General features: G+C 43.2%; 25 protein-coding genes and 1 tRNA gene. 17 read left to right on the top strand and 9 right to left on the bottom strand.

Annotation, left to right across the window (positions count from 1 at the left end; translation table 11 throughout):
• The first annotated feature begins 102 nt into the window (after positions 1-102).
• The 3 genes from atpC to NPUN_RS22280 all read left to right on the top strand — a co-directional run bounded on the left by atpC (position 103) and on the right by NPUN_RS22280 (position 4,815).
• Positions 103-516, top strand: a complete 414-nt coding sequence (gene atpC / locus NPUN_RS22290) for an ATP synthase F1 subunit epsilon (RefSeq protein WP_012410747.1) — start codon at positions 103-105, stop codon at positions 514-516.
• A 154-nt stretch (positions 517-670) separates the two neighbouring features.
• A complete protein-coding gene (locus NPUN_RS22285) occupies positions 671-2,776 on the top strand; it encodes an SPFH domain-containing protein (RefSeq protein WP_012410746.1) in 2,106 nt (701 codons plus the stop codon).
• A gap of 113 nt (positions 2,777-2,889) precedes the next feature.
• Positions 2,890-4,815, top strand: a complete 1,926-nt coding sequence (locus NPUN_RS22280) for a serine/threonine-protein kinase (protein WP_012410745.1) — start codon at positions 2,890-2,892, stop codon at positions 4,813-4,815.
• 9 nt (positions 4,816-4,824) lie between these two features.
• On the opposite strand, the gene NPUN_RS22275 is transcribed toward NPUN_RS22280, so the two are convergent.
• On the bottom strand, positions 4,825-5,124 hold the full coding sequence (locus tag NPUN_RS22275) for a 30S ribosomal protein PSRP-3 (protein WP_012410744.1): 300 nt from the start codon (positions 5,122-5,124) through the stop codon (positions 4,825-4,827).
• 137 nt (positions 5,125-5,261) lie between these two features.
• Here NPUN_RS22275 and NPUN_RS22270 point away from each other — a divergent pair, with 137 nt between their 5' ends.
• On the top strand, positions 5,262-5,732 hold the full coding sequence (locus NPUN_RS22270) for a DUF29 domain-containing protein (protein ID WP_012410743.1): 471 nt from the start codon (positions 5,262-5,264) through the stop codon (positions 5,730-5,732).
• Here the strand turns inward: NPUN_RS22270 and NPUN_RS44885 are convergent.
• Positions 5,727-6,005 carry a TetR/AcrR family transcriptional regulator C-terminal domain-containing protein gene (locus tag NPUN_RS44885; protein ID WP_419788443.1) on the bottom strand — a complete coding sequence of 93 codons (279 nt, stop codon included), beginning with the start codon at positions 6,003-6,005 and terminating at the stop codon, positions 5,727-5,729. The two genes, NPUN_RS22270 and NPUN_RS44885, sit on opposite strands and share 6 nt — an antisense overlap.
• Positions 6,006-6,117: 112 nt before the next feature.
• Here NPUN_RS44885 and NPUN_RS22265 point away from each other — a divergent pair, with 112 nt between their 5' ends.
• The 3 genes from NPUN_RS22265 (at position 6,118) to NPUN_RS22255 (ending at position 8,991) form a co-directional block, all read left to right on the top strand.
• Positions 6,118-6,330, top strand: coding sequence for a hypothetical protein (locus NPUN_RS22265; RefSeq protein WP_086000604.1), 213 nt, complete (start codon positions 6,118-6,120; stop codon positions 6,328-6,330).
• A 373-nt stretch (positions 6,331-6,703) separates the two neighbouring features.
• Positions 6,704-7,510, top strand: a complete 807-nt coding sequence (locus tag NPUN_RS22260) for a TIGR01548 family HAD-type hydrolase (protein WP_012410742.1) — start codon at positions 6,704-6,706, stop codon at positions 7,508-7,510.
• Between the two features lie 86 nt (positions 7,511-7,596).
• Positions 7,597-8,991: a cytochrome P450 gene (locus tag NPUN_RS22255; RefSeq protein WP_012410741.1), complete on the top strand. Its 1,395-nt coding sequence runs from the start codon at positions 7,597-7,599 to the stop codon at positions 8,989-8,991.
• Between the two features lie 6 nt (positions 8,992-8,997).
• On the opposite strand, the gene NPUN_RS22250 is transcribed toward NPUN_RS22255, so the two are convergent.
• The 3 genes from NPUN_RS22250 to ruvB form a co-directional block, all read right to left on the bottom strand.
• Positions 8,998-9,306 (bottom strand): class I SAM-dependent methyltransferase, encoded by a 309-nt coding sequence (locus NPUN_RS22250; RefSeq protein ID WP_012410740.1) that lies wholly within the window; start codon positions 9,304-9,306, stop codon positions 8,998-9,000.
• 96 nt (positions 9,307-9,402) lie between these two features.
• Positions 9,403-10,206, bottom strand: a complete 804-nt coding sequence (locus tag NPUN_RS22245; protein ID WP_012410739.1) for a tetratricopeptide repeat protein — start codon at positions 10,204-10,206, stop codon at positions 9,403-9,405.
• Between the two features lie 144 nt (positions 10,207-10,350).
• Positions 10,351-11,451: a Holliday junction branch migration DNA helicase RuvB gene (gene ruvB / locus NPUN_RS22240; RefSeq protein WP_012410738.1), complete on the bottom strand. Its 1,101-nt coding sequence runs from the start codon at positions 11,449-11,451 to the stop codon at positions 10,351-10,353.
• A 238-nt stretch (positions 11,452-11,689) separates the two neighbouring features.
• Between ruvB and hisF the strand changes: the two genes are divergently transcribed.
• From hisF to NPUN_RS22225, 3 genes are all read left to right on the top strand, one after another.
• Entirely contained in the window at positions 11,690-12,463 is a 774-nt protein-coding gene (hisF, locus tag NPUN_RS22235) for an imidazole glycerol phosphate synthase subunit HisF (RefSeq protein WP_012410737.1), read from the top strand.
• 99 nt (positions 12,464-12,562) lie between these two features.
• Positions 12,563-12,757, top strand: a complete 195-nt coding sequence (locus NPUN_RS22230; protein ID WP_012410736.1) for a hypothetical protein — start codon at positions 12,563-12,565, stop codon at positions 12,755-12,757.
• 94 nt (positions 12,758-12,851) lie between these two features.
• Positions 12,852-12,924: transfer RNA gene (locus NPUN_RS22225), tRNA-Ala, on the top strand.
• A 71-nt stretch (positions 12,925-12,995) separates the two neighbouring features.
• Here the strand turns inward: NPUN_RS22225 and NPUN_RS44210 are convergent.
• Positions 12,996-13,124: a hypothetical protein gene (locus NPUN_RS44210; RefSeq protein WP_012410735.1), complete on the bottom strand. Its 129-nt coding sequence runs from the start codon at positions 13,122-13,124 to the stop codon at positions 12,996-12,998.
• 180 nt (positions 13,125-13,304) lie between these two features.
• Here NPUN_RS44210 and NPUN_RS22220 point away from each other — a divergent pair, with 180 nt between their 5' ends.
• The 6 genes from NPUN_RS22220 (at position 13,305) to NPUN_RS22195 (ending at position 20,353) form a co-directional block, all read left to right on the top strand.
• Positions 13,305-14,051: a GDSL-type esterase/lipase family protein gene (locus NPUN_RS22220; protein WP_012410734.1), complete on the top strand. Its 747-nt coding sequence runs from the start codon at positions 13,305-13,307 to the stop codon at positions 14,049-14,051.
• A gap of 167 nt (positions 14,052-14,218) precedes the next feature.
• A complete protein-coding gene (locus NPUN_RS22215) occupies positions 14,219-14,653 on the top strand; it encodes a hypothetical protein (protein WP_012410733.1) in 435 nt (144 codons plus the stop codon).
• 410 nt (positions 14,654-15,063) lie between these two features.
• Entirely contained in the window at positions 15,064-16,353 is a 1,290-nt protein-coding gene (locus NPUN_RS22210) for a cation:proton antiporter (protein ID WP_012410732.1), read from the top strand.
• 356 nt (positions 16,354-16,709) lie between these two features.
• On the top strand, positions 16,710-18,920 hold the full coding sequence (locus NPUN_RS22205) for a cation:proton antiporter (RefSeq protein ID WP_012410731.1): 2,211 nt from the start codon (positions 16,710-16,712) through the stop codon (positions 18,918-18,920).
• A gap of 4 nt (positions 18,921-18,924) precedes the next feature.
• Positions 18,925-19,407 carry a hypothetical protein gene (locus tag NPUN_RS22200; protein WP_041565557.1) on the top strand — a complete coding sequence of 161 codons (483 nt, stop codon included), beginning with the start codon at positions 18,925-18,927 and terminating at the stop codon, positions 19,405-19,407.
• 106 nt (positions 19,408-19,513) lie between these two features.
• Positions 19,514-20,353: an AMIN domain-containing protein gene (locus NPUN_RS22195; RefSeq protein WP_041565556.1), complete on the top strand. Its 840-nt coding sequence runs from the start codon at positions 19,514-19,516 to the stop codon at positions 20,351-20,353.
• A 57-nt stretch (positions 20,354-20,410) separates the two neighbouring features.
• On the opposite strand, the gene NPUN_RS22190 is transcribed toward NPUN_RS22195, so the two are convergent.
• Both NPUN_RS22190 and NPUN_RS22185 read right to left on the bottom strand, forming a co-directional pair.
• The gene (locus NPUN_RS22190) at positions 20,411-21,307 is read right to left on the bottom strand and encodes a transposase (protein WP_234710955.1); all 897 of its coding nucleotides are present in this window, start codon (positions 21,305-21,307) and stop codon (positions 20,411-20,413) included.
• A 120-nt stretch (positions 21,308-21,427) separates the two neighbouring features.
• The gene (locus tag NPUN_RS22185; protein ID WP_012410730.1) at positions 21,428-23,347 is read right to left on the bottom strand and encodes a transketolase C-terminal domain-containing protein; all 1,920 of its coding nucleotides are present in this window, start codon (positions 23,345-23,347) and stop codon (positions 21,428-21,430) included.
• A 295-nt stretch (positions 23,348-23,642) separates the two neighbouring features.
• Between NPUN_RS22185 and NPUN_RS22180 the strand changes: the two genes are divergently transcribed.
• Complete coding sequence (locus NPUN_RS22180; RefSeq protein WP_012410729.1) at positions 23,643-24,407, top strand: DeoR/GlpR family DNA-binding transcription regulator; 765 nt, start codon at positions 23,643-23,645, stop codon at positions 24,405-24,407.
• Positions 24,408-24,555: 148 nt separating this feature from the next.
• Here the strand turns inward: NPUN_RS22180 and NPUN_RS22175 are convergent, their stop codons facing one another.
• On the bottom strand, positions 24,556-25,095 hold the full coding sequence (locus NPUN_RS22175; protein ID WP_012410728.1) for a DUF3172 domain-containing protein: 540 nt from the start codon (positions 25,093-25,095) through the stop codon (positions 24,556-24,558).
• Positions 25,096-25,306 lie beyond the last annotated feature (211 nt).

The following is a 25,306-nucleotide window of genomic DNA, read 5'->3' as shown; positions in this document are numbered from 1 at the left end:
TCAACTGCTAATGACTAATGGCAATTACAAAAGACATAGATGCCCTTTGGGCGGCTTCCCGTAGGGTAGGACAAAAGACGAAGGACGAAGGACAAAAGACAAATGACATTAACCGTTCGGGTAATTTCCCCAGATAAAACAGTCTGGGATGCTCCAGCAGAAGAAGTAGTTTTGCCTAGCACAACTGGTCAACTAGGTATCCTCACTGGACACGCACCACTTTTAACCGCCCTGGATACTGGTGTAATGCGAGTCCGTGCCGCAAAAAATCAGAATTGGGAAGCGATCGCTCTTTTGGGTGGCTTTGCCGAAGTCGAAGAAAATGAAGTGACAATTCTGGTTAACGGCGCTGAACGTGGCGACAAAATTAACCTTGAAGAAGCTCGTGCTGCTTACAACAAAGCAGAAGCGGGACTGAATCAAGTCTCATCAGAGGATCGCCAAGCCCAAATCAAGGCAAATCAAGCTTTCAAACGCGCCCGCGCTCGGTTTCAAGCAGCTGGCGGTTTGGTCTAATTTAACTTTCTATTTCAACTTTGTAGGTTGGGCAATGTCCAACCTACAAATTATTTATTAATTTTTCAAAAAAATTACGTCAAGTTTAAGAAATCGAGGCAAGCCATGCTGAAGTGTTAACTTAGCTAATTAGTTGCCCAAATGGGCACAAATTATGAAAAGCTTTTCATCTTTGCTTGGTACTCGTAAACAAAATAAGGTAGCTCGTTTTGCGGCCTCTATCGTAGCAACGTTAGCGCTCGCTGGTGGTATTCATTCTGCCAATGCTACTTCTGTTAAAACAACTACTGCAAAAGAAATAACTTCGGCATTAGTCGAGCGAAATCAGACTACACCAAATATTGCTCAGTTACCAATCAGCAGGACTCAATATCAATCTGCTGGAATCTATCCTGTTGTACTGGTTCCCATCGTACTTGTCGGTGGTTTAGTCATATTCGTCCCCCTATTCTTTGGCGGACTAGTAGTTATTGGCGAACGTGAAGTTGGCATTGTGGTCAGAAAATTTACCCTTTCTGGGCGCGGAATCCCAGCCGGAGGATTGATTGCTCTTAATGGTGAAGCAGGTTTACAGGCAGATACTCTGCCTCCTGGTTGGCACTGGGGCTATTGGCCTTGGCAGTATTCTGTAAAAAAAGAGTCGGTGATTGTCGTTCCCCAAGGGGAAATCGCTTTGATTGTGGCGGCAGATGGTGCATCCAACCCACCAGAGCGGATTTTGGGTAAAATTGTGACTTGTGACAACTTCCAAGATGCTCGAAAATTCCTTACCCAAGGTGGTGAAAAAGGGCGGCAGATGGGTTTTCTCACCGCAGGTACGTACCGAATTAACACCGCCCTGTTTAAAGTCATCATGGCATCGAATGCCAGCGCTCATGGCATGGCTCCAGAACAGTTGCGGGTGTACAGTCTTGCATCTGACAAAGTTGGCATTGTCACTACTTTAGATGGTGTACCAATTTCTGCTGGTGAACTCGCAGGCCCCGTAATTGACGGACACGACAACTTCCAAAATGGTTATAAATTTATTGATGGAGGTGGACGGCGAGGTTTACAAGAGCAGATTCTACTTTCTGGTTCTTGGAACTTGAATCCTTGGTTTGTACAAGTTGAACAAGTGCCTATGACGGAAATTCCCATTGGGTATGTGGGTGTGGTGATTTCTTTCGTCGGTAAAGCACATCAAGATGTCAGTGGTGCAGCTTTCACCCACGGTAACTTGGTGAATCAGGGACATAAGGGTGTGTGGGTTGAACCGCTATATCCTGGTAAGCACCCGATTAATTCCCGGATTATGAAGATTGAACTCGTACCAACGACTAACATCGTCTTAAACTGGTCAGGTCGGACTGAACGCCACAGCTATGATGCTAAACTGGCTTCTTTAACAGTGCGATCGCGTGATGGATTTGCCTTTGATTTAGAAGTAGCACAAATTATCCATGTCGGTGCTTTAGATGCCCCGAAGGTAATTTCTCGCGTTGGTGTAATGCAAAATCTGGTAGACCATGTATTAGAACCAACTATCGGGAATTATTTCCGCAACTCAGCCCAAGACTATACTGTACTAGACTTTTTGACGGCTCGGAGTGAGCGACAAGCTGAGGCTGCTGAGTATATTAAAACAGCATTGCGGGCTTATGACGTGCAAGCGATCGACACCCTGATTGGTGATATTCTGCCACCAGCGTCGTTAATGCAGACACAGACAGACCGGAAAATTGCCGAAGAAGAACGCAAGACTTATGAAGTCCAGCAGATGGCGCAAACCCAACGGCAGCAGCTAGTACGGGAAACGGCACTGGCTGATATCCAGCAAGAAATGGTGAAATCAGAACAGAGTGTACATATTGCTGACTTGAAAGCCAAAGCCCAAATTAAGCAGGCGAACGGTGAAGCTGAGGGGACAAAACTCCGCGCAATTGCTGAGGCTGAAGGTATTCGGGCCACGGGTAATGCTAAAGCTGAAACCTACCGCACTGGTGTGGAAGCTTTGGGTTCACAAGGTTATACAGCAATGCAACTAATGCAGATTATAGGCGATCGCCATGTCCGCTTAATTCCAGATGTCTTAGTTGGTAGTAATGGCAGCAATAACGGCTTAGTGGATGGGCTATTATCCATGATTTTATGGAATCAAACTGGTAAAGGTGAATTGAAACCAACACCTTTGCATCCGCAACCAGTAGTTACCCAAACACAACCAACCACAGATAACGGTCTTCCACCGATAGTTGTGAATTTTCCTGTAGATAAGTAATATCCGGTAGGGTAGCAAAGCTGTGCTACCCTACGAGAAATGCAATTTAATAAAATGGTTATATTTTAGTTTGGGTAGGCAAGATGCCTACCCTGTAATTTTGGTAGAAAATTTTGTTTTTACAAGAACGTTATCGTTTACTGAAACCAATTGGTAAGGGGGGATTCTGTAAAACCTTTCTCGCTGTAGATGAGGATCAGTTTCCGCCAATTCCTTGCGTTGTTCAAGAAATCTCGCAGGAATACGAGACATTTAAAACTTTTCAGCAAAAGGCGCAACAGCTAGAGGAATTAGGGAAGCATCCGCAAATTCCCGCTTTATTAGCTTATTTTCAGCAGGATGGGCATTTTTATTTAGTGCAGGAGTTTATTGCAGGCACTAATTTAGCTCAGGTAGTAGAAGAAGAAGGTGCTTTTAATGAAATTCAGATTTGGCAACTTTTAGAAGATGTGTTGCCAGTTTTGCAGTTTATTAGCGATCGCCACATCATCCACCGCGATATTAAACCCCAAAATATCATCCGTAGATCCCCAATTACTAAAAAGGGGAATTTTGTTATAGTCGATTTTACCACTGCGAAAATTGTCACAGAAATCGATCGGCTAACATCTGAAACCAGTATTGGCAGTCCAGAATACGCGGCACCAGAACAAGCGAAGGGAAAAGCCGTTTTTGCTAGTGATTTATATAGCTTGGGTGTAACTTGTATTTACTTACTTACTCAGATTCCTCCCTTTGATTTATATGATATTGCTAACGATTGCTGGGTTTGGCAACAATATCTTACTACTAAGGTTAGCGATGTCTGGCGACAAGACTCAAAGAGTCTACGCTTGGCGCAAATCCTCGACAAGCTGCTGCAAAAGACCATTAACCGCCGCTTTCAATCGGCTGATGAAGTTATGCAAGCAATGGGTATGGAATGTAAAACTCAAAATTTTAAATTACCAAATCCTCCTTGGCGATGCTTGCATACTTTAACTGGGCATTCTGGGACATTGAGTAGTGTGAATGCCCTTGCCATTAGTCCAGACAGTCACACTTTAGCAAGTGGTAGTGATGACAAAAACATCAAATTGTGGGATTTAAATACTAAAAAAGTCTTAGCTAACTTATCAGGACATTCCCAAGCTGTAAAATCAGTTGCCTTCAGTCCAGATGGTCAAATTCTGGCAACTGCTAGCGACGATAAAACTATCAAATTGTGGCAGTTTGATACATTAAAAGAAATCTGCACCCTCTTGGGACACTCACACGCGGTAAAATCAGTTGCTTTCAGTCCAGATGGGCAGATTCTCGCTAGTGGTAGCTGGGATAAGACAATCAAACTCTGGGATGTAAATACTGGCACAGAAATTTGCACCATAACTGGACATCAATTACAGGTAAATTCAGTAGCATTTAGTCCCCAAGGACAGCTTTTAGCCAGCGCTAGTTATGACAGAACAATTCGTCTGTGGCAAATACCTGTATTAGGAAGAGTCAGGGGAGCAGGGAGCAGGCTTGCCGTGAGCGTAGACGAACGGGAGCAGGGAGATATGAATAGTGCTGAGTTAAAAGACTACTCACAAGGAGCGGAGGACATTCCCCTTACCCCTTACCCCTTGCCCCCTGCCCCCTTCCCCCTTGTTCAAAACCGCCCATGCTATAGCTTGTTAAGCACCCTTTCGGGTCATGCATGGGCGGTTTTGACAGTCGCTTTTAGTCCCGATGGGAAAATGTTGGCGACGGGTAGTGATGATAACACTATTAAGTTGTGGGAGGTAAACACTGGTCAGCTAATTTGCACACTTGTAGGCCATTCTTGGTCTGTGGTGGCTGTGGCTTTTACTGCCGATGGCGAAACGCTCCTAAGTGCAAGTTGCGACAAAACAGTTAAACTTTGGAGGGTAAGCACAGCAGAAGAGATTGTTACTCTCTCTGGTCATGTAGACTCAGTATCTGCTGTTGCTGTGAGCAAAGTTACACAATTAATTGCAAGTGCCAGTCGGGACAGGACTATCAAACTGTGGCAGCTTGTAGAACAGGACAATAGCTAATTTTGTAAATCAGGCGCTACCTGTGAAGGCAACTTCTGGAAATTTTAACTGAGCTTCTGCCATTGGACGGTTTCTCCCTTCCTCTTGCCAGTAGTTAATCACTTCTGTCGCTTTATTAAGCAACTCGACACGATCCAGGTCAGTAATCCAATGTTTGGACTCTAATTCCTTTTTTAACTCTTCCCAGGCATCATTTCTGGGCCAAAAAAAGTACTTAGTCAAGGGACTTGTGCCTTTGCCGACAATTTGATCGACTGCTAGAGCAACGTTTTCGTCTAACCACAGAATTTTCAAAATAAACTTTGTCAATCACACCTCCGGGAATTTCCGGGCATTACTGAACTAGGATAGCGATCGCTTATTTTAACGCAATACCCTATCAAATGACCAAACTGTAATTAGATTGGGCTAGCATAAGGTATAGTCGGCGCTAATTAAAGAGGCTTATGACTGCCCAACTGCCCCAATCTCAAACAACATCTGGTTCAGATTTGTATGAGCAAGACTTTTACCTGTGGATTCAAACCACGGCAGAACTGCTCAAACAAAAGAATTTCACACAACTGGACTTAGAAAACCTGATTGAAGAAATTGAAACGATGGGCAGAAGTGAAAAGCGGGCATTGGAGAGCAATCTGGAAGTGTTGCTGATGCATCTGCTCAAATACCAAATTCAAACTGAAAGACGCTCAAAAAGTTGGCAGTACACAATTTTAGAACACCGTAGGCGAGTCCAAAAGTCACTCAAGGAAAGTCCGAGTTTGAAACCTGACTTCGATCGGGTTTTTGATGAAAGCTATCAAACGGCTAGACGACTTGCTGTGATTGAAACTGGATTAGACATCGCTACCTTCCCAGAACAATCTCCTTTTACACTAGAGCAAGTCCTCGACTCTGATTTTTTCCCAAAGTCATGATCTCGTGCTCTTGCTTGGATGAATAATCAGTGAAAGCAAGCCATCGATGAAGCGATCGCACTCTATTGGCATAATATCTCCACCATGCAGCATATCTCGCGTAGTCACAATATGGAGCAGCGTTCCGATAAACATCCGGGCTGCAACTTCTGGGTCGGCAAGCTGAAGTTTAAGATGAGTAGCAAAGTATTGGGTGATAAAGTCAAGATTTGGTTTCTCAACATTTTGGAGAAAAGCGCGTCCTAGTTCTGGAAAGCGACCTGATTCACCAATGACGATTCTAAAAAGTGCTACATCTTGCGGGTTTTAGGCAGCACAGTTAAGCATTTTAGTAGCATGACGTTTCAAGAATACATCAGCCAGCCGTTTTTCGCTTGGTACGGCTGTGTTTGGCGGCTTATTGATTTCCACCATCATGAGCCTACTCCTAGTGCCTGTGCTTTATGTAGCGATCAAAAATCTTACAGATTTTGCCACTAAAGGTAGACCTCCCAAACCACCCCAATCGCCTGAACCTACTCCATCTGGGGAATTAGCCTCTTTTAATGGAAAAGGTCATGGAACAGTCGTAAATTCTCAGGGAGATACCCCTGCTTAACTGGTTGAGAGCAGCTTTTGTATCTTGAAAGCGATTAGGATGCGATCGCTCTCAAGCTTGACTTCCAATACCATTTCTTTGTAAGGCTGCGCCAAACCCTTTTAACTTCTTTCTTTGTGCCCTACCCTGCGGGTTCGCCTTTGGCGTTCTCGTAGAGTAGCCGCTCCGCGTCTATACGGTTCGTTTTTCTTCCTTATTCCTTGTACTTAAATATGATTTAGAGATTTCCAAGAAATAAATTATCTAAATAAACTAACCACAGAGAGGATTGTTGCCTCAGTTTTGGGATACTTTTTATTCCGACATCTTCTGCTATTTATGAAAGGATGAATACATAGGCAAGATAAAAATAAAACTCTTTTCCTCCCTACCCATGACTCAACAAACTTCAGCAAAAGCGATCGTTATTTTCGATATTGATGGCGTTGTGCGCGATGTTGGCGGTTCCTATCGCCGGGCGATCGCAGATACCGTAGAATATTTTACCACCCAAGCATATCGTCCAACTCCACTGGATATTGACCAACTGAAGTCTGAAGGCGTGTGGAATAACGATTGGGAAGCATCGCAGGAATTAATTTACCGCTACTTTGAAACCCAAGGACAGACCCGCGAACAACTGCAACTAGATTACAATGCGATCGTTGCGTTTTTTCAATCGCGTTACCGAGGCTCAGACCCAAATAATTTTACAGGGTATATCTGTAATGAACCCTTATTATTACAACCTAGCTATTTAGAGCAACTTACCCAAGCCGGGATTGCTTGGGGATTTTTCAGCGGTGCTACTCGTGGTTCTGCTAACTACATATTGGAAAAACGCCTGGGTTTGCAATCTCCGGTGTTGATTGCGATGGAAGATGCGCCAGGTAAACCTGACCCTACTGGACTTTTCGCTACAGTTCGTGAGTTAGAAAATGGAATTGAGCAAAAATTAGCGATCATCATATATGTGGGAGATACGGTTGCAGATATGTATACCGTCGAGAAAGCACGGGGTCTAGATTCTGCTCGCACTTGGATTGGTGTAGGGGTTTTACCGCCTCATGTGCAGGAAACAGCATCGCGTAGTGATGCTTATGGTGAGACACTGCTAGCAGCAGGAGCAGCAGTAGTTTTGCGTAATGTGCAGGAATTGACCCCAAGGCAGATTCAAGAATTGGTAAGTTCATCTGCCTGATCCGTGTTCTAAGATTAATCAAGCTGCGGGTGCATGAATAACTAACCGATCGCAATCTTGCTCCAATCATTGGGAAATTCATAAAAATGTCTTTACTTAAACTGCCTAACGGCCCTCAAACTCACCCTTGGATACAGATGTATCAGTGGCTTACTAATCCCTTAGAATACATGGAAGCCTGCACTAAACGTTATGGTGATATCTTCACTCTCAAACTCGGACAAAATTTTGCTCATCAAGTCTTCATTAGCAATCCCCAGGCAATTCAGCAGATTTTTACTACAGATCCAAAACAGTTAGACTCTGGTGAATCAGCAGGTATTAAAGCGCCTTTATTAGGACAGCAATCATTACTGGCGCTAGATGGAAAGCCTCATCAGCGACAACGAAAGCTCTTGACACCCCCCTTCCACGGGGAACGAATGCTGGCTTATGGTGAGTTAATTCGTGAAATCACAGAGCAAGTGAGTAGCCAGTGGCAGGTTGGAGAAACCTTTGCAGTTTTGCCATCTATGCAAGCAATCTCTTTCCAAGTGATTTTGAAGGCTGTATTTGGTCTAGAAGATGGACCACGTTACAAGAAACTCAACGAACTCCTAATTAAAATCCTAAATCCCAAAATCCCTCTACTAAGAACAGTTCTGCTTATTTTTCCATCAATGCGACAGGATTTAGGAGCGTGGAGTCCTTGGGGAAAATATTTACGTTTACGGCAGCAAATCGATCAACTCATCTACGCCCAGATTCAAGAACGCAAAGCACAACCCAATCTATCTGGGACTGATATTTTATCTTTGATGATGGCTGCTCGTGATGAAGCGGGAGAGCCAATGACAGACTTGGAATTACGTGATGAACTGATGACCCTATTAGTGGCAGGTCATGAAACTACTGCAACTTCCTTATCATGGGCGCTGTACTGGATTCATCATCGACCACAGGTGCGGGAAAAACTGTTGCAAGAACTAGATAATTTGGGTGAAAAACCAGATCCAAACGCTATTTTCCGATTGCCTTATTTAAATGCTGTCTGTTCTGAAACACTACGTCTTTACCCAGTGGCAATGTCAGCACTAAATCGATTAGTCAAATCACCGCTACAAATTGGGGAGTACAACTTTGAGCCTGGAACTATACTAATTCCCTCTATTTATTTGACCCATCATCGAGAAGATTTATATCCTGAGTCGAAGCAATTTAAGCCAGAGCGTTTTCTGGAACGACAATTTTCTCCCTACGAGTATCTACCCTTTGGTGGCGGGAACCGTCGCTGTATTGGAATGGCATTTGCCTTGTTTGAAATGAAACTGGTGTTGGCAACAGTGTTGTCTCGCTGGCAAATGGAACTGGCTGATAGTAAACCAGTCCGACCAGTACGTAAGGGTTTGCTATTTAGCCCAGCAGGTGGTGTGCAGATGGTGGTTAAGGGGAAGCGTCTTCAAAATCAGCCTATTCTCCAGACTAGCTCTAGTTCAGTTTGAAGAGTTTTAGAATACTTTAGATGAATCCCGTAAAGCATATAAGTTGAAAGTGTCAGAACCCTCTTTAAAGGGTTCTTGCTTCACTGTAACCTTGCTCAAACCGTATTTTTGAAGTAACTCTGTAATTCTTTTAACTCGATTATCCAAATCGTGTACTTCTACAACGACTTGCTTAATCTTCGGCCAATCTTGCTCTTCAACACCTAAAAGTACATCTAACTTACTTCGTTTCACATTCACTTTTAGCAAGTCAATTTGCTGAACATTATACTCGCGGATAATCTCTGGTTCCGAAAAGGGTGACGCGGTGCCCACGCTGTTGAAGTTCCTGGCCCAAGCGAAGCATAGTATTAAGAGGGCCTGTTGCTGCACCAGGACAGATGATGCCAAAATGAGTCACGAGCAATGCCTCTATTTGATTTTCAAGAACTTATCCAAAGCTGATACCATACTGGGAGGCCAACGGCGGATATTTTTTACCCAGTCAATGTCCTTATAACGGCTATCAAGTCCATAAGCTGCTACCCAGTTGCTTTCGGCTTCACCTTGCTCTCCATTCACCCAATATGCAGCTGTGAGGGCGGCACGCACATCAGCAAACTTGGAGTACTTACGGGCAATATTTCGCATCTCGCGGATTGCTTGCTCTTTTTGACCAGTTTCATAAAGGGCGAGGGCGTAGTTAGCACGGGCGAAGGCGAAATTTGGGGCTATCTCATTAGATTTTTTGTAGTCTGCGATCGCATCTTCCCATTTTCCTAAACCTGTTTTGGCATTTCCCCGATTGTTATACGCCATCGCATCGTTAGGATCGAGTTCTAAGACATAATTATAATCTGCGATCGCATCGTCCCATTTTCCTAACCCTTCCAACGCCGCCCCCCGATTCAAATATGGATCGGTGACATTTGGCGCTAGTTCTATCGCTTTGTTATAATCTGCGATCGCCTCTTGTAACTTATTCTGACTCACCCGCGAATTTCCCCGGTTACTCCACGCCCCTGCATTTGTCGGAAATTGCTCAATAATTTTTGTCCAGTAAGTTTCAGCCGTCGCAAAATCACCTTGATTCGTCGCTGCAAAGGCTTGATTTGCCCACTCATCACCTTGTTTTAACTGTTCTTGAGTAATGGGCGGTTGAGATTGTGCCATGACTGGAGTAGCCCAGCCAAACACAAGTAACAGACTGAGAAAAATACCAATCAATTTAATCATCTAGGTTTACCTAATTTGTCATTTGTTATTTGTCATTTGTCATTTGTCATTGAACATGGAGCAGAGGAATGGAGTTCAAAGACTCATTAAAGGAGTTCAAAGACTCATTTACGAGTATCAATGCCCCATGCCCAATGCCCATAATTACAATAATGACAACTGTTCATTAGGCGGCGTGAATCCCAAATGCTTATATGCTGCCTTAGTCGCCATCCTGCCGCGATGAGTTCGAGTTAAATACCCAATCTGCATGAGGTAAGGTTCGTACACCTCTTCAATTGTTTGAGTATCTTCACCCGTCGCTGCTGCCATTGTTTCTAACCCCACTGGACCGCCGTTAAATTGTTCAATTATCACACTCAGCATCTGGCGGTCTGTCCAATCTAAACCGCAAGGATCTACTTGGAATAGTTGCAATGCTTCAGATGCAATGCTTTCATTAATCACCCCAGATACTTTTACTTCCGCATAATCACGTACACGCTTTAGTAGCCTATTGGCAATACGTGGCGTTCCGCGTGAACGACGGGCAATTTCTGTAGCACCATCTTGTGTAACAGGGGTTTTGAGTAATTGAGCGGTTCGCAGTACAATTTGAGTCAGTTCGTCAACTTCGTAAAATCGAAGTTTTTGAATTAAACCAAAGCGATCGCGCAGTGGTGAAGTTAAAGCACCGACACGGGTTGTAGCACCCACTAAGGTAAACTTTGACAGTGGCAAACTTCTAATGCGAGCGCTGGAACCCTTACCAATAGTAATATCTAAGCGATAATCTTCCATTGCCGGATAGAGAATTTCTTCCGTCATCCGCGAGAGGCGATGAATTTCATCCACAAATAAAATATCCCCTGGCTTCATGTTCACCAGTAGCCCAACAATATCTCGTGGACGTTCTAGGGCTGGCGCACTCGTAATTTTGTAATTTACCCCCATTTCCGATGCTAAAATCATTGCCATTGTGGTTTTGCCCAATCCCGGCGGCCCATACAGCAGTAAGTGATCCAGCACCTCACCACGAGATTTGGCTGCTTTAATGGCAATATCTAGCACATCCTTTAAATCTTTTTGTCCAATGTAATCGGCAAATCGGTGCGGTCGAATACCTTCTTCTTGTTGTTCTTGTTCATCAATAGCAGCTTCAGGCTTCAAAATATTTTCTGTGGATGGTGCTTTCGCCGACTCCCGACGCTGCTTTGGTTCTCCGTTGGGTTCTGGAGGCTGTTTTTTCGAGGAGATTATCGCCATAATTCAGCTATCAACTTTTAAGGGGACTAGAAAGTGGGGAGTGGGACAGGCAGGGGAGTAGGGGAGCAGGGGATTAGGGGGCAAGGGAAAATAGTTTTCCCCTCTGCACCCCGCCCCTCTGCCTCTTTTCAATTCCCAATGCCCCATACCGAATTCCCGTGAAAATTTTCGTTTGGAAATACCCGCGCCAATTTAAAATTTAAATTCCGGTCAATTACCCAGAAGTACAAAAGTTATTATGTTATCTAAAAGAATCTTACCGTGCTTAGATGTGAAGGCGGGACGGGTTGTAAAAGGAGTTAACTTTGTAAATCTCCAAGATGCAGGCGATCCAGTAGAGTTGGCCAAGGTTTACAACGAAGCCGGTGCTGATGAGTTAGTATTTCTGGATATTACAGCTACTCATGAAGACCGAGCTACAATTTTAGATGTGGTCTACCGGACTGCCGAACAGGTCTTTATTCCATTGACTGTGGGTGGTGGCATTCAATCCTTAGAAAATGTTAAAGCTTTGTTACGAGCTGGCGCAGATAAGGTTAGTATTAATTCTGCGGCGGTACGCGATCCAGACTTGATTAATCGGGCAAGCGATCGCTTTGGTAATCAGTGCATAGTTGTTGCTATTGATGCCAGACGCAGAAATAACCCGGAAAATCCAGGTTGGGATGTGTATGTGCGGGGTGGCAGGGAAAATACAGGCTTAGATGCCCTATTGTGGGCGCAGGAAGTTGAGAAACGCGGTGCTGGAGAACTTCTAATAACAAGTATGGATGCTGATGGAACCCAAGCTGGATATGACATCGAGATTACACGGGCTATTGCAAACGCTGTAGAAATTCCAGTCATTGCTTCTGGTGGTGCAGGTAATTGTGAACATATTTATACAGCTCTAACTGAAGGCAAAGCGGAAGCAGCACTACTGGCATCGCTATTACATTACGGACAATTAAGCGTAGCAGAAATCAAAAATTATTTACGCGATCGCAATGTGCCAGTAAGAACATTATCTTGACTCACAGATCACCCCTTAATTACATCTATCTTAGGTTAGACACACTTCTTAAAAAGGGTGTTAATATTATTTTACAAGTATTAACAAATATTAAAAAATATGTTGCTTCCTATTTTACTTTTTGATGTAGCTCTGGTGGCGTGGTCGCTGCACTTAATGGAAAAAGCCTACGAGAGTAAAGAATTTTCTCTCATGTTGGCTGGTACATTGGTTGCTCTGGCTGCTGCTGCCATGTTAGTAGTTTACTTTTTGATGGGGCACTGTATGACCTACTTGTTGCAAGTGTCGTTGTGAGTGTCTGGTGGTAGAAGAGATATTTAAAATTTAGTTTCCATAAAAAGCTTGACAAGGTACTAAAATTAAGTAATTATGTATAATGGGTTTTTAAGGGGTTATAGCGCAGTTGGTAGCGCACCTCAATGGCATTGAGGGGGTCAGCGGTTCGAATCCGCTTAGCTCCATTCTTAAGTCCCTAATCTTCTTAGTTAATTGAGAGGGTTAGGGAAATTTTTTGTCGAGTTTTATTTGCCGTCTATCCTAGCCAGTCTCGAAAGTTGGAATGATAGAGACTGTCATGGGTTTCTGAGGCGATTCGTTTTTGCTGTAAGAACTCTAAGCAATTTTCTAACACTCTCTCAAATTCATATTCATCAGTATCCATGATTTGTGCAATACCTCGGCTATTTCAAGTTCTAAACTCGACACTTGGCTTTCAGACCCTCAACTACGGCAATATTAACCTTGCAACCATATCAACAAATAGATGCTTGCACACTAAAGATAGCCATCTATGGTATAGAAATGTATAGAATCTTGTAAAGATATAAAATATAGTTGTTAAATGCACACATTTCTAGCTTCTTCCTCAATGCAGCTGTCTGTACCACCAAATCACTTTCAGTCAATGAAGATTGTCGCACTGGGGGACAGCTTAATTTATGGATTCGGCGACCCGGAAAAAGGAGGCTGGATCGAGCAACTACGGCGATGGTGGATGTTGCCGGATAGTGCCGGTCATGTTCTTTATAATTTAGGGGTAAGAGGCGATCGCACGCAACAAGTAGCGCAAAGGTTAGAAGTAGAATTTCGCCACCGAGGTGAACTGCGAAATCGTGTCCCCGACTTGATTATTTTATCCGTAGGTGTGAATGACTCAGCGCGGTTAGCGCGTCCCGATGGTCGCAGTTACACAGATTTTACATTGTTTGAAAAAGAAATTGCAACTCTTTTAGATTTAGCACAGCAACTCTGTCCTGTGTTATTTGTGGGCATGGTGCCAGTAGATGAAGCCAAGATGCCATTTTTAGATTGTTTTTACTATAATCATGTCGATCAGTACCGCTACAAAGAAGCAACTAGACTTGCTTGCACCAAACGGCAGATTCCCTATTTAGATATTTTTGAGAAATGGATGGAACGCGGTGAAAATTGGCGGCTCAAACGTTTAAGTGAAGATGGTCTTCATCCCAATACACTCGGTTATCAAGCTTTGTTAGAAGATGTGATAAATTGGGATGCGATACATTCAGTAGGTTTTGCCAATGCAGCTTACCATTCTCAATTTAATTATCATCTTAAACAATCCTAATTAGTTATAGATATGTTGGTGCTTTGAAACTAGCCAATATCGTCATATTTGCCATCTTCGCAAAAAGCACCACAATCTTAATAAATTTTCAATGAAAGTAGATGTAACATCCTTTCACAATTAATCTATAAAAACAGACGCGATTAATCGCGTCTCTCCTAACTCTTATGACACCAACTTTATTTGGTCGTTGGCAAACTCGATTATTATTATTTGTAACTGTCGGCGTACTTGTATCCTTGCCTTTTGCAATGGGTTGGATTGGCCCTGGTGCTAACTCGGTTTATTTTTGGATACTTCTTTATGTAGCTATATTTGGCTTAGGCTGGGATGTGCTTTATAACTATCTCCAGAAATCCCGATGGGACAGGGATTGGCCCGCAGTTTATCAACTTTTAGCTGGTATATGGGAATTAGTATTTGTGTTCTGTGGAGTAAAACTATTTGGCTTTTTACCAATACCTTTACCGAAAGAAGAATTACCGTTAACAGTTTTTCTACTGCACTATAGCATCGTGTGGCTAGCAGTTTTTATTAGTTCACAAAGCCTAATGCGAATTATTTTCCTTCGTTGGCGTTTTCGGGGTGGTGAGTGGTTGTAAATTGCATAGGGTCTTGTAGAGAAGTAATAAGAGTTTCAGAGAGTTATTGCGTAAATGTTATTGTTATGCAAATACATCGGTTTGTAAAAATTAACTAATACAGCGTTTTTCAGGTAAATGAAGTACACAAATAGGGGCACAGCAGTACTGTGCCCTTAAAATCATCTGTACCTTATAAAGTTGCAATCTGCTGTATGTGGCGGTTTCAGTTTGGATGCAATATGTTGTATTGATACAAAGTTGTATCCGTTTTTACGAACAATAGGGCAGTTGCTATCAAATTAAAAGCAGCTATCTTAATATTTCTAAAATTAGCACTTGTGCTGATGTAGTCATCTATGAGAAAAACAGGACAAGCTTTGGAATCTGAAAAGATTTTTCAATGCAGAGACGCATATTAAGGAAGTGCAATGTCAAATTTTGATCTGGTTATTCAGCTATTTTTGCAACTCACAGTTATTTTAGCCACTTGTCGCATCATCACGATTTTAGGACGGCGCTATCTTGGTCAAACCGATGTTGTTTGCGAAATGATTGCAGGTGTAATGCTAGGGCCATCACTTTTGGGATTGATTGCACCAGATTTTCAGCAATGGCTTTTTCCTAAGCTTCCCATCATTACGGCTGTAGGGCTCAAGATACCCAATCCATCGATGTCGATTCTATATGCTATCAGCCAGATTGGGTTAGTAATTTATATGTTTTTGATTGGTTTAGAGTTCAACACTAAACTTTTAAAACATCATATCAAAAGTGCAAGTCTGCTATCTGCTGCTGGAATTATTACTCCTTTTATTTTAGGAGCGATCGCATCTTTTTGGTTTTATCACAATGGCGATTTCTTTCAACCAAAGGTAACACCTTGGTCAGCCGCTTTGTATCTGGGTGCGTCGATGACAATTACGGCTTTTCCCATGTTAGCTCGCATCCTTTACGAACGCGGTCTTGCACAAACCCGCTTCGGTACTTTGGCTTTAGGTGCAGCATCGGTAGATGATGGAGTTGCTTGGTGTTTGCTAGCGATCGTCCTTGCTAGCGTGAAAAATTCTCTGAGCATTGCCATATTAGCAATTGGTGGTGGCATTTGCTATGTGCTATTTGCAATTTTTCTCGGTCAACCTCTACTGAGAGCGTTCACACGAATGACAAAACGCGATGCAGGTGTGAACAGACAAACCCTGACTTTGATGTTGATAATTTTGATGTTTTGTGCATGGTTTACCGATATTACAGGCATCTATGCAATATTCGGTGCTTTCGTGCTGGGAGCAGTAACACCACGCGGAGAATTTGCCCAACAAATTCGCCAATATAGTGAGTTTTTAACTACTTCTTTTTTGCTACCGATATTTTTTGTCTTCTCTGGACTGAACACTCAAATTGGATTGGTAAACACGCCTACTTTGTGGGGAATTACGCTGTTAATTATTGCGATCGCAATTCTTGGTAAAGGTGTCGCTTGTATGTTGGCTGCAAGGTTAGCCGGAGAAAATTGGCGTGAATCTGCAACTATTGGCGCTCTTATGAATGCTCGTGGTTTGATGGAGTTAATCATCCTCAATATTGGTCTTGAGCAAGGTATAATTACCCCGACTTTATTCACTATAATGGTTATTATGGCAGTCATTACTACACTCATGGCATCACCACTGATTGCCTTTTTATTGCATGGTACAAGCTATGATAAGTCTTCTGCTTAAGCAAAGATAAATATAAAATTAAGTACCAATTAACTGATATTAATTACATAGGAGTTGAGTAAAATTATCCGCATAGACTCTAAGCTATAATGGCTAATTTGTTTGTGCCCGCTTTTAACGAATAGTACGAAACCAATCCCAATTATCTATTTTTTTGTATCGGCAATTCGGCAGTTATTCTAAATTTATCTCCTAAAATCATCAAAATTCATTTTTCAACTTTTCAAGTGCATCCTCTCAGCAATTGACATTACAACTAAGGGCAAATTAATCTTAGTTGTATCTAATGAACTTGCATTTTCAGACCCTTTAAAGATTCATCTTAGAGAAACCAGATAGTTAATTGTGAGGAAACCATGCACATAGTTATTCTCGTTCTGGTTGAAGTACTGATTATTATTGGGCTTTCACGGTTAATGGGGCTAGCATTCCGTTCCATTAAGCAACCTTTGGTAATTGGTGAGATTGTTGCCGGGATTATGCTCGGCCCATCTTTATTTGGTTTAGTTGCCCCCCATTTAGCAGTTACCTTGTTTCCACCAGAAACTATTCCTTTTTTAAATGTTTTGTCTCAGGTGGGACTAATATTTTTCATGTTTCTGATTGGGCTAGAACTAAATCCAAAATATCTCAGTGGGCAATTAGAAGTAGCTGTTTTAACTTCTCATGTCAGTATTTTAGTGCCGTTTTCCTTGGGAACATTGCTAGCTGCGATCCTTTATCCCCTAGTTTCTAATGCAAGTGTATCCTTCACTGCCTTTGCCTTATTTTTGGGGGCGGCAATGTCGATTACGGCCTTTCCAGTGTTGGCGCGAATCATTACTGAAAACAATTTACAAGGAACGCGTTTAGGAACCTTGGCGCTAACTTGTGCAGCCGTAGACGATGTAACAGCTTGGTGTCTCTTGGCAGTAGCGATCGCAGTTGCTCGAACTGGTGACTTTGCTGGTGCGATACCCACAATTATCGCCAGCATAGTTTACATCGGCTTGATGTTGACGGCGGGACGTTGGTTCCTGCAACGCCTTGCCAAACACTACCTTCGTGCGGGACGACTCAGCCAATTGCTGCTAGCTGGGATTTATATGGCTGTGGTTGCGTCGGCATTAATTACCGAACTAATTGGTATTCACTTAATTTTTGGGGCATTTTTACTGGGAGCAGCAATGCCCAAAAATGAAGATTTAGTGAGGGAATTGGCAGTAAAAACCGAAGATTTTGTTTTGATATTCTTGCTGCCCATATTTTTTGCCTACAGTGGCTTAAAGACACAGATTGGTTTGCTTAACCGTCCAGAATTGTGGCTTTTGTGTGCGTTGGTTTTAGGAGTAGCGATCGCAGGCAAATATGTTGGCACTTATGTCGCAGCCCGTGTCAGTGGCATTAGTAAACGGGAAGCCTCGGCGCTCGGTTGGTTAATGAATACTCGCGGCTTAACCGAACTGATAGTGCTAAATATTGGTCTAGAGTTAGGGGTAATTTCCCCCTTGATATTTACCATGCTGGTAATTATGGCATTGGTAACTACATTCATGACCTCGCCACTGCTGGAATGGACATATCCGAAGAAGCTGATCAGGTTAGATGTTGTAGAACCGGAGTTGGAAGCAGAAACAGGTATAGATACCTCTGCTGGAGATGAAACTTACCCTCATCCTTTCCGAATTTTGGTGCCAGTGGCTAATCCAAGTACCCAAAAAGGTTTAGTACAGTTGGCAGTAGCCTTGGCACAGCCCGCCGTCGGTGTTGCTCTCAGTTACCGATATCCTGCCGTTGTTAACCCCCTTAGCCTGATTGAATTTCAAGAAGACTATGCCTTTGAAAGTACACCAGTTGAAGCAGACAGATTAATTGCCCAGCGCCGCCAGCAACTAGAAGAATTAATTAATACTCTCGAACCGTCAGAAACTCGTTCTTGTGTGCATCCTATCGTTCGCATCTCCAGCAACGTTGCCCGCGAAACAGCACAGATTGCCACATTAGAACAAGTTGATTTAATTCTCGTAGGCTGGCATCGACCAGCTTTTAGTAGTAATCGTTTAGGTGGACGAGTCGGACAAATACTTACCACTGCCCCAGTAGATGTAGCAGTATTTGTAGACAAAGGCAAAGAGCTATTAGAGAGTTTACTTGTACCGTATTCTGCAAATATCCATGATGATTTAGCACTAATACTAGCTTTAAGACTGCTAATCAATCGTGAGACTTGTATGTTGCAAATATTACATATAGCAGCAAATCACACTAGAGAAGAATTGAGTTATGAACTGCACACGATGATGGAGCAGTTGCCCGCCAGTGTACGCGATCGCATTCAAATTAAAATTGTCGAAGCCCCAGAACCAATCCAAGCTGTAATTCAAGCCTCAGAAGGTGTTGACTTAACTATTGCTGGCACCAGCCGCACTTGGGGTATCGAACGCCAAACCTTGGGAAGATATACAGATCAATTAGCTATCCAATGTCGTTCTTCCCTGTTGATTACCCGCCGCTACAGTCAAGTTACCGCTCACCTTGCCTCTATGCTGCCTGAAGTTAGTAGTCAAGAGCCAACATTCAGGAATTGAAATTATGAATCATTTCAAGTTCAAATCTTTGGCTTTTTACGGAGTAACAATACTTTCAGTACTACTATTGTTTAAAACTGTAAGCGTTTACGGGGAAAACAATCTTAAGGCTCCTCCGCCAGTAAACGGTAGGTATCGTCTAACCCTGTCAGAGAATTTGCCGAACTGTGAAAAATCGGATACTCTAACGTTAAACATTCAGCAGTCGGGTATTTACTTAAATGCCTCTGTACTACCGGCAAACACTAACGCCGATACTGACGAAAAGCACTCTCTGGCAGGCATTTTCAGAAATCAACAGTTAAATTTATCTGGAAAAGTTGGTAGATCAATCCTTTGTAATATTCCTCACCCTCAAAACGATCCTCTGAATTTAGTCACAATTCAAATGCAACTTGTGGATAAAGGTAATATGACAGGTCAATTAAGCGTAAATGGCATTCCACAAACCCTAAAATTTACTGCTGTGCCCGAAAAAGCTAATTGAATTTGGGGGTGGGTAGAGACGCGATTAATCGCGTCTAGGGATTTAAAGCACCAAGTAAACAGCAATGTGAACGCATTGTATGGGTTTTATGGAGCAGATAAAAAGAATGGATCAGGGATTAAAGACTAGGCAATTTTGCCAATGGCGCAAGCAGCTATTTAACATCAGTCTATTAGGCTTTTGTGCAGCGATCGCCCTTGAAACTTGTACTACTGCTGCTACACCAGTAGCAAAGCTAGATAATTGGCGTTTTTCCCCAAAAACACAGCGACTCGAAATTAACCTTTCAGCAGGCACAACCCCCCGTTATTTCTACTTAGCCCAACCCTCTCGGCTTGTTGTAGATTTACCGAATACCAAGTTGGGCAAAGTTACCACGCAACAAAATTATTCTGGAGCAATCAAAAGCATTCGCGTTTCTCAACTGAATGCAAATGACACACGCATTGTCTTAGATTTAGCCCCAGGGACTGCTTTTAATCCTAAACAGGTACAACTGCAACCAGTTTCCCGAAAAAACTTCACTCGCTGGGTATTACGTCCCGTTAGTTCTGGTAAAACTACTGCCGCGAAACCAGGAAACTCTGCACCTTCACCCAAGAAACAAACTCAAACACCGTATAAGCCACAGCCGCCTAGTAACCTACCCGTAACTACCACTAATCTACAAGCGCCCTTACTCACAGTTCCGCCTATATCAAATGACCTGCCCACAACAATTACCAATAACTCAGGGCAGCCTTTTGTTACCGTACCTCCCCTAAATCCGAATACATCCTCTCAACAACCTGCTTTGATTCTTCCCCCTCCTTCTTTCCCAAATCAACCCGGTAACTTAAATAGCATTCCTCCTTCTGGTACGTCGGAATTTCCAGTTCCAACAATCCCCAATGCTTCCAATCCCCAGGTAATTGAGTTTGGTCAACCTTTACCCAAAACTAAATAGAGTTGTCGGGAAATAAAAGATAAGTGAGGCAATGCTGGTCTTGTAATTGGGATTCTCTTAAGCAGCCATCAAGTAGAAGTTCCATAATCCTGCTGCGGTCAGCATCAAATGGTCATCAAAGTTTTCAATCCGATTACGATAAATGACACTGGCGGCGTTGTAGCGCTTCACACCAGCAAAGGCATTTTCGCAAACTACACGGGATTGACTCAATTGACGATTCTCCGTTTTTTGAAGGTCACTTAACTTGCCCCCTTTGGGCTTTTTGTGAGGAAGATGGAGATTGTCATACTGCTTCTGTAATCCCTGAAAGCCCGAGTCTACTTCAATCGGAATTTCATCAGGCACACTACCTGCAATGTCATCTTCGTCATGAAAACGTTTGTCATGCAGTTTGCCTTCTCGTGCTTTGCTTAAGATCAAGACCCGTTTGGTTTCATCAACTGCCGCCAAGTGTTTACGCGTATGACGTTTCTTTTTACCGGAGTAATTCTGTTGTTGTTGTTCTCTTTCTTGAGGTCGCGCAATTGGGCGTTCTGTCCCATCAATCATCACTCGTTGCACTCCTGGAAAGCGTGACAAAAATGCTTCAATGCTTTCGAGATGGCGTTCCGGCAGCGCCATCTTCTGTCCCAAAGCCGCTTCTAATATTGGCTGCAATCGATGCATCCACTCATGTGCCTGGGAGCGATGCATATCAAAGAGCAGTCCCGCCACATCAAAGGTCGGATAACATTTGAAATAGAAAAGGATGAAAAACAATTTGTCTTGGGCTGTAAGTAAGCGGGCTTTGCGTCCTCCACCCAGGCCACGTTGACGAGGCTTGGCCTGTTGAGTATCTAGGTACATCGTGGTAAACGTGGGCAAAAGGGCATCAAATGCTTTCCGGTTCAACCCAGTTAATGCCCTCAACAGTCGGTCTTGCTTCAGCGCACCTTCAATATTCAGCATCATTCTTCCCTACCACTGCTGTCTATTCTCTCTTATTTCCCGACAAGTCTAATAAAAATTGGGCATTGGGCATGGAAAATCGAACCAATGCGCCATGCCCTAATAATGTTGTGCTTCTAGCTATTACTGCCCTCCAACTAACTCCTTAACCTTGTTGATAATGCTCACTGGATCGATACCTTGATATGGGTACTGTTCCCACAAACCACCGCAACCTTCTTTATGAGTTCCGAGATGGGCATATTTGGGAGCCAAGCCGCGCTCTAGCAGCCAAGAACCAAAACGGCTGCCTAAGCCTGTCCGCCGATTGAAGGCTTCTACTATAAGGACAAAAGGAGCGTTACCAATTTTGGTAATCATTTCTTCATCAATGGTGTTTAAAGTTGGTTTATTAATCAAACCAACGTCTAGCCCTTCTTGCTTCAGACGTTCTACAGCATCCAGAGAACGGTAGAGAGCATCGCCAAAACTAATAATATAACCTTGCGTTCCCTCTCGTACAACCTCATCTTTACCGGGAACAAATTTGTAGCCACTTCCAAATAAGTCATTGCCGTCGCTGTCCTGAATATTGGGGACTTTGGAACGGGTAGAGAAAATAAACCGCAGTCCAGGCTCAAAGAATATGGCTTCTACACAAGCTGTCATTTGATTAACATCTGCTGGGAAGTACAGCTGTGTTTCGTAGCCATCATCCAAGCCGTTATCGGCAAACATATTGTTCAAACCGAAGTGGCAGGTGTTATCTGCCATATCATCGATACCCGCATGGGAAAAGTGGCACAGGACATTGGAATAGTTCAGCCGTGCCATTGTGATTTCTGAGATACACATTTCTAAGAAGGCGCTGAAGGTCGCAAAAATACCTTGCTTGCCCTTTTCCATCCCAAATCCAGCCGCAGCAGAGAAGTTGCTCCGTTCCATGATGCCGGAAGGAATAAATATTTCCGGGTATGTATCGTGAATTTTCTTCAAACCGCAGGAGCCTTCTAAGTCACTATCAATGACCTTGACTTTTTCTTTACGCTCCGACTCACTCATGCGACTGAGGACACCCACCACAGCTTCACCAAACACATTGCGGTTAGCGCCCCATTTGTCACTGGAACCCAGAAATGTATATGTTTGCTTGGGTTTCTCAATACTTTTAAGGTATTCGACAGCCGCAGTTTGTCCACGAGATTCTAAATACTTAACTGCTAAATCTACAGAAATTACATCATGACCATGAGTGGAACCTTCTAAACCTTCAATACCAGGGCACATCGGGCGTTTATTGATAATAGCGATCGCTCCGGGAGTATTCACAGCTTCGCTCATACGACGGTATAAATCGTCTAAGTCTTCCCCGTCTCCCTGAAGTACTTTTAACCCGTGCCCTTCTAAAGTTTTGGCGACACTGAAACCTGGTAAATATTTAGAAGGATGTCCAGCGATCGTTACATCATTGTCATCAATTATCAGCTTGACGTTGAGATGTTGAGCAACAGCCAAGCGAGCAGCTTCAGCATCGTTACCTTCTTGCTGCGATCCATCAGAACCGAGACAGAAAACAGCCTTGCCTGGATTCGCCATTGCCACACCATTGATGTAAGGCCAAACATGGCCCAGGCGGCCAGAACTAAATTTCACACCAGGAGTTAGCCCTAATTCGGGGTGTCCTGGTAAATGGGAATGTGCTTGCCGATAATGTAAAAGTTGCTCGGCAGGTAAGTCACCATGCAACGTTGCCATTAGATATTGGGTAGCGACTCGATGTCCTGCTTCATCAAAGAAAATCGGTACAAATTGCTCCGATGCTCCCCGGAAAAAGGCATCGAGGATTATCACCTCTGGGACTGTATCGTATGGTCCACCAGTATGGCCACCCACTCCACTAGCAGCGCCAGTTGCTGTAAAAAAGACGATCGCATCCCGGCAGAGTTGAATATTCGCTTTGAGAGTCTCTCGCTGTTCATCTGTAAGGCTCGAATTGGCTGGATTGAGCGCTAAAGGTTTGTAAGCACCAAGATCGATTGGAAATTGGGTATTAATAATAGTCATGGTTTATTGATTGAATAAAAAACAATTTGAAAAAGCAGAAGGCGCGATCGCACTACAAAAAAATTGTTAAAACCCTGATTGGGCAACAATTATCCAAGCTCAAGGCAACTACTTGGAACCACAATGGTTCCGAGTGATTTCATCAAATGCCAAAATTAATACATTCGATTGTGCATGAATGCGCTTGAATTCAATTGAAGTTACGGATTACCGTACAAAAACTTGCATATCAATAAGTATAAACTCACAAACGTGCAATTTCAAGGTCAAAAACGCATTTTTAGGAAAATTAATTATGCTAACTGCTGAACGACGACAATTCATCTTAGAAATTCTGCGTCGTGATAAAAAGGTACTTTCGACAGAACTTAGTGCTGTTCTGAAGGTTTCTGAGGATACGATTCGCCGGGACTTGCGAGAACTGGCAGAAACTGGACTATTGCAACGCGTTCATGGGGGAGCGCTCCTCAAATCTCCAGCCACGGCCAGTTATGCCGATCGCCAAAAGCAAGCGCCAAAAGAAAAGGAAGCGATCGCTCGGACAGCAGCAAAATTAGTTTGTACAGGACAGGTGGTGATTTTAGACGGAGGTACAACAACTCTCCAAGTAACCCGTCATTTGCCCCTAGGTTTGCACGCAACAGTCATCACAAATAGTCCGCCAATCGCCGTTGCTTTAGCAGAACATCCCCATATAGAGGTTGTGATGTTAGGTGGACAACTTTACAAAAAAGCCTTGATGAACGTGGGTACTGTCACGATTGAGACTTTACGGATGATTCGTGCAGATTTGTGCATGTTGGGAGTTTGCAGTTTACATCCAGAAGTTGGGATTAGTGTACCTAACCTAGACGAAGCCCACGTCAAACGAGCCATGATTGCTGGATCGGCTGAGGTAGTAGGACTAGTGACAGCAGAAAAATTAGACACGGCTGCTCCTTATCTAGTGGAGTCAATTCATGCCCTGACTTACCTAGTAACAGCACCTACAGTATCTAATAATATGTTGAGTGCCTACAAAGCTTTAGGTTTGACCATTATACGTGATGAACATGAATGATCTGATGAAGGCAAATGCGATCGCTGGGAATTGGTATTGGGGATTTGGGAGACAAGGAGGACAAGGGGGAATTATTGAATCAATCTCTCCCTTGTCTTCCCCCTCTTCCTTGTTTCCCTTGTCTCTTCTCCATACCCAATTCCCAAATCTAAAATCTGTCTGTTTCTTGAGGTGTTCCAACTGCTCCTGGTTGAGCCGTAAAGAAGTTTTGAGCAGCTTCATTCTGATATATACACCTAATATCAGGTTGGCCACTGTCCAAGTTACCTGTGAATCCGAAGGTATTCAGACGATTTTTGCAATCTCTTACCTGATCGGATGTCACCAGCTTCCGGTTCTCTAAAAGCGCCCAGTTATTTTGTCGGATCACGCATCCAGGACGCATACTCGGCTGGGCAACATAAACATTAAAAGGGTTGAGAGTAACGAACAGTCTAGCGTCCATCACCATCGCGCTAGCTCCGTACTGCACACAAATTTCAGGGTTTGGTGCTTTGGTGTCAATAAATTCACGGGAAGCCACATTTGATGGGGCTAACGTGGTTGTAGAACTAAAAGCAATGCCAATCCCAATTCCCAGAATCAACACCCCTCCCATAATTGCAATGGTGAAGAGGTTAAACATAGGGGATTGGAAAATAGAGGGTTTAGAAGTAGTAGCCGATCTACCAGTGGGTTTACGTCTCATTGTTGCTTAATCACCTTCACGTCGATTTTGCAGGGAGTTGTCTAAAGTTTTCTCTCTCTTTTCAGTATGCCTAGTCTTGACTGTAATTGGCTGCAATTTTGTGTACGATATACTTTTTAAACAATAAAAATAGCAACTTATCTAGATAACTTACTCTACATTAATAAATAAAGCCTGTTAATAAGCGGCTCTCTCTGAAAATATGGCTAAA

Origin of the sequence: Nostoc punctiforme PCC 73102, from assembly GCF_000020025.1 — a bacterium.
In the GTDB taxonomy this organism is placed as follows: domain Bacteria; phylum Cyanobacteriota; class Cyanobacteriia; order Cyanobacteriales; family Nostocaceae; genus Nostoc; species Nostoc punctiforme.
Note: the sequence above shows the minus strand (reverse complement) of the source record. Positions and strands in the feature narration are given on the sequence as shown.

What these genes read in the sequence shown, in the direction of transcription:
- atpC (WP_012410747.1), top strand. Translation starts at nt 103, where the DNA reads ATGACATTAACCGTTCGGGTAATTTCCCCAGATAAAACAGTCTGGGAT.
- NPUN_RS22285 (WP_012410746.1), top strand. Translation starts at nt 671, where the DNA reads ATGAAAAGCTTTTCATCTTTGCTTGGTACTCGTAAACAAAATAAGGTA.
- NPUN_RS22270 (WP_012410743.1), top strand. Translation starts at nt 5,262, where the DNA reads ATGACTGCCCAACTGCCCCAATCTCAAACAACATCTGGTTCAGATTTG.
- NPUN_RS22260 (WP_012410742.1), top strand. Translation starts at nt 6,704, where the DNA reads ATGACTCAACAAACTTCAGCAAAAGCGATCGTTATTTTCGATATTGAT.
- NPUN_RS22255 (WP_012410741.1), top strand. Translation starts at nt 7,597, where the DNA reads ATGTCTTTACTTAAACTGCCTAACGGCCCTCAAACTCACCCTTGGATA.
- NPUN_RS22245 (WP_012410739.1), bottom strand. Translation starts at nt 10,206, where the DNA reads ATGATTAAATTGATTGGTATTTTTCTCAGTCTGTTACTTGTGTTTGGC.
- ruvB (WP_012410738.1), bottom strand. Translation starts at nt 11,451, where the DNA reads ATGGCGATAATCTCCTCGAAAAAACAGCCTCCAGAACCCAACGGAGAA.
- hisF (WP_012410737.1), top strand. Translation starts at nt 11,690, where the DNA reads ATGTTATCTAAAAGAATCTTACCGTGCTTAGATGTGAAGGCGGGACGG.
- NPUN_RS22230 (WP_012410736.1), top strand. Translation starts at nt 12,563, where the DNA reads ATGTTGCTTCCTATTTTACTTTTTGATGTAGCTCTGGTGGCGTGGTCG.
- NPUN_RS44210 (WP_012410735.1), bottom strand. Translation starts at nt 13,124, where the DNA reads ATGGATACTGATGAATATGAATTTGAGAGAGTGTTAGAAAATTGCTTA.
- NPUN_RS22220 (WP_012410734.1), top strand. Translation starts at nt 13,305, where the DNA reads ATGCACACATTTCTAGCTTCTTCCTCAATGCAGCTGTCTGTACCACCA.
- NPUN_RS22215 (WP_012410733.1), top strand. Translation starts at nt 14,219, where the DNA reads ATGACACCAACTTTATTTGGTCGTTGGCAAACTCGATTATTATTATTT.
- NPUN_RS22210 (WP_012410732.1), top strand. Translation starts at nt 15,064, where the DNA reads ATGTCAAATTTTGATCTGGTTATTCAGCTATTTTTGCAACTCACAGTT.
- NPUN_RS22205 (WP_012410731.1), top strand. Translation starts at nt 16,710, where the DNA reads ATGCACATAGTTATTCTCGTTCTGGTTGAAGTACTGATTATTATTGGG.
- NPUN_RS22200 (WP_041565557.1), top strand. Translation starts at nt 18,925, where the DNA reads ATGAATCATTTCAAGTTCAAATCTTTGGCTTTTTACGGAGTAACAATA.
- NPUN_RS22195 (WP_041565556.1), top strand. Translation starts at nt 19,514, where the DNA reads ATGGATCAGGGATTAAAGACTAGGCAATTTTGCCAATGGCGCAAGCAG.
- NPUN_RS22190 (WP_234710955.1), bottom strand. Translation starts at nt 21,307, where the DNA reads ATGATGCTGAATATTGAAGGTGCGCTGAAGCAAGACCGACTGTTGAGG.
- NPUN_RS22185 (WP_012410730.1), bottom strand. Translation starts at nt 23,347, where the DNA reads ATGACTATTATTAATACCCAATTTCCAATCGATCTTGGTGCTTACAAA.
- NPUN_RS22180 (WP_012410729.1), top strand. Translation starts at nt 23,643, where the DNA reads ATGCTAACTGCTGAACGACGACAATTCATCTTAGAAATTCTGCGTCGT.
- NPUN_RS22175 (WP_012410728.1), bottom strand. Translation starts at nt 25,095, where the DNA reads ATGAGACGTAAACCCACTGGTAGATCGGCTACTACTTCTAAACCCTCT.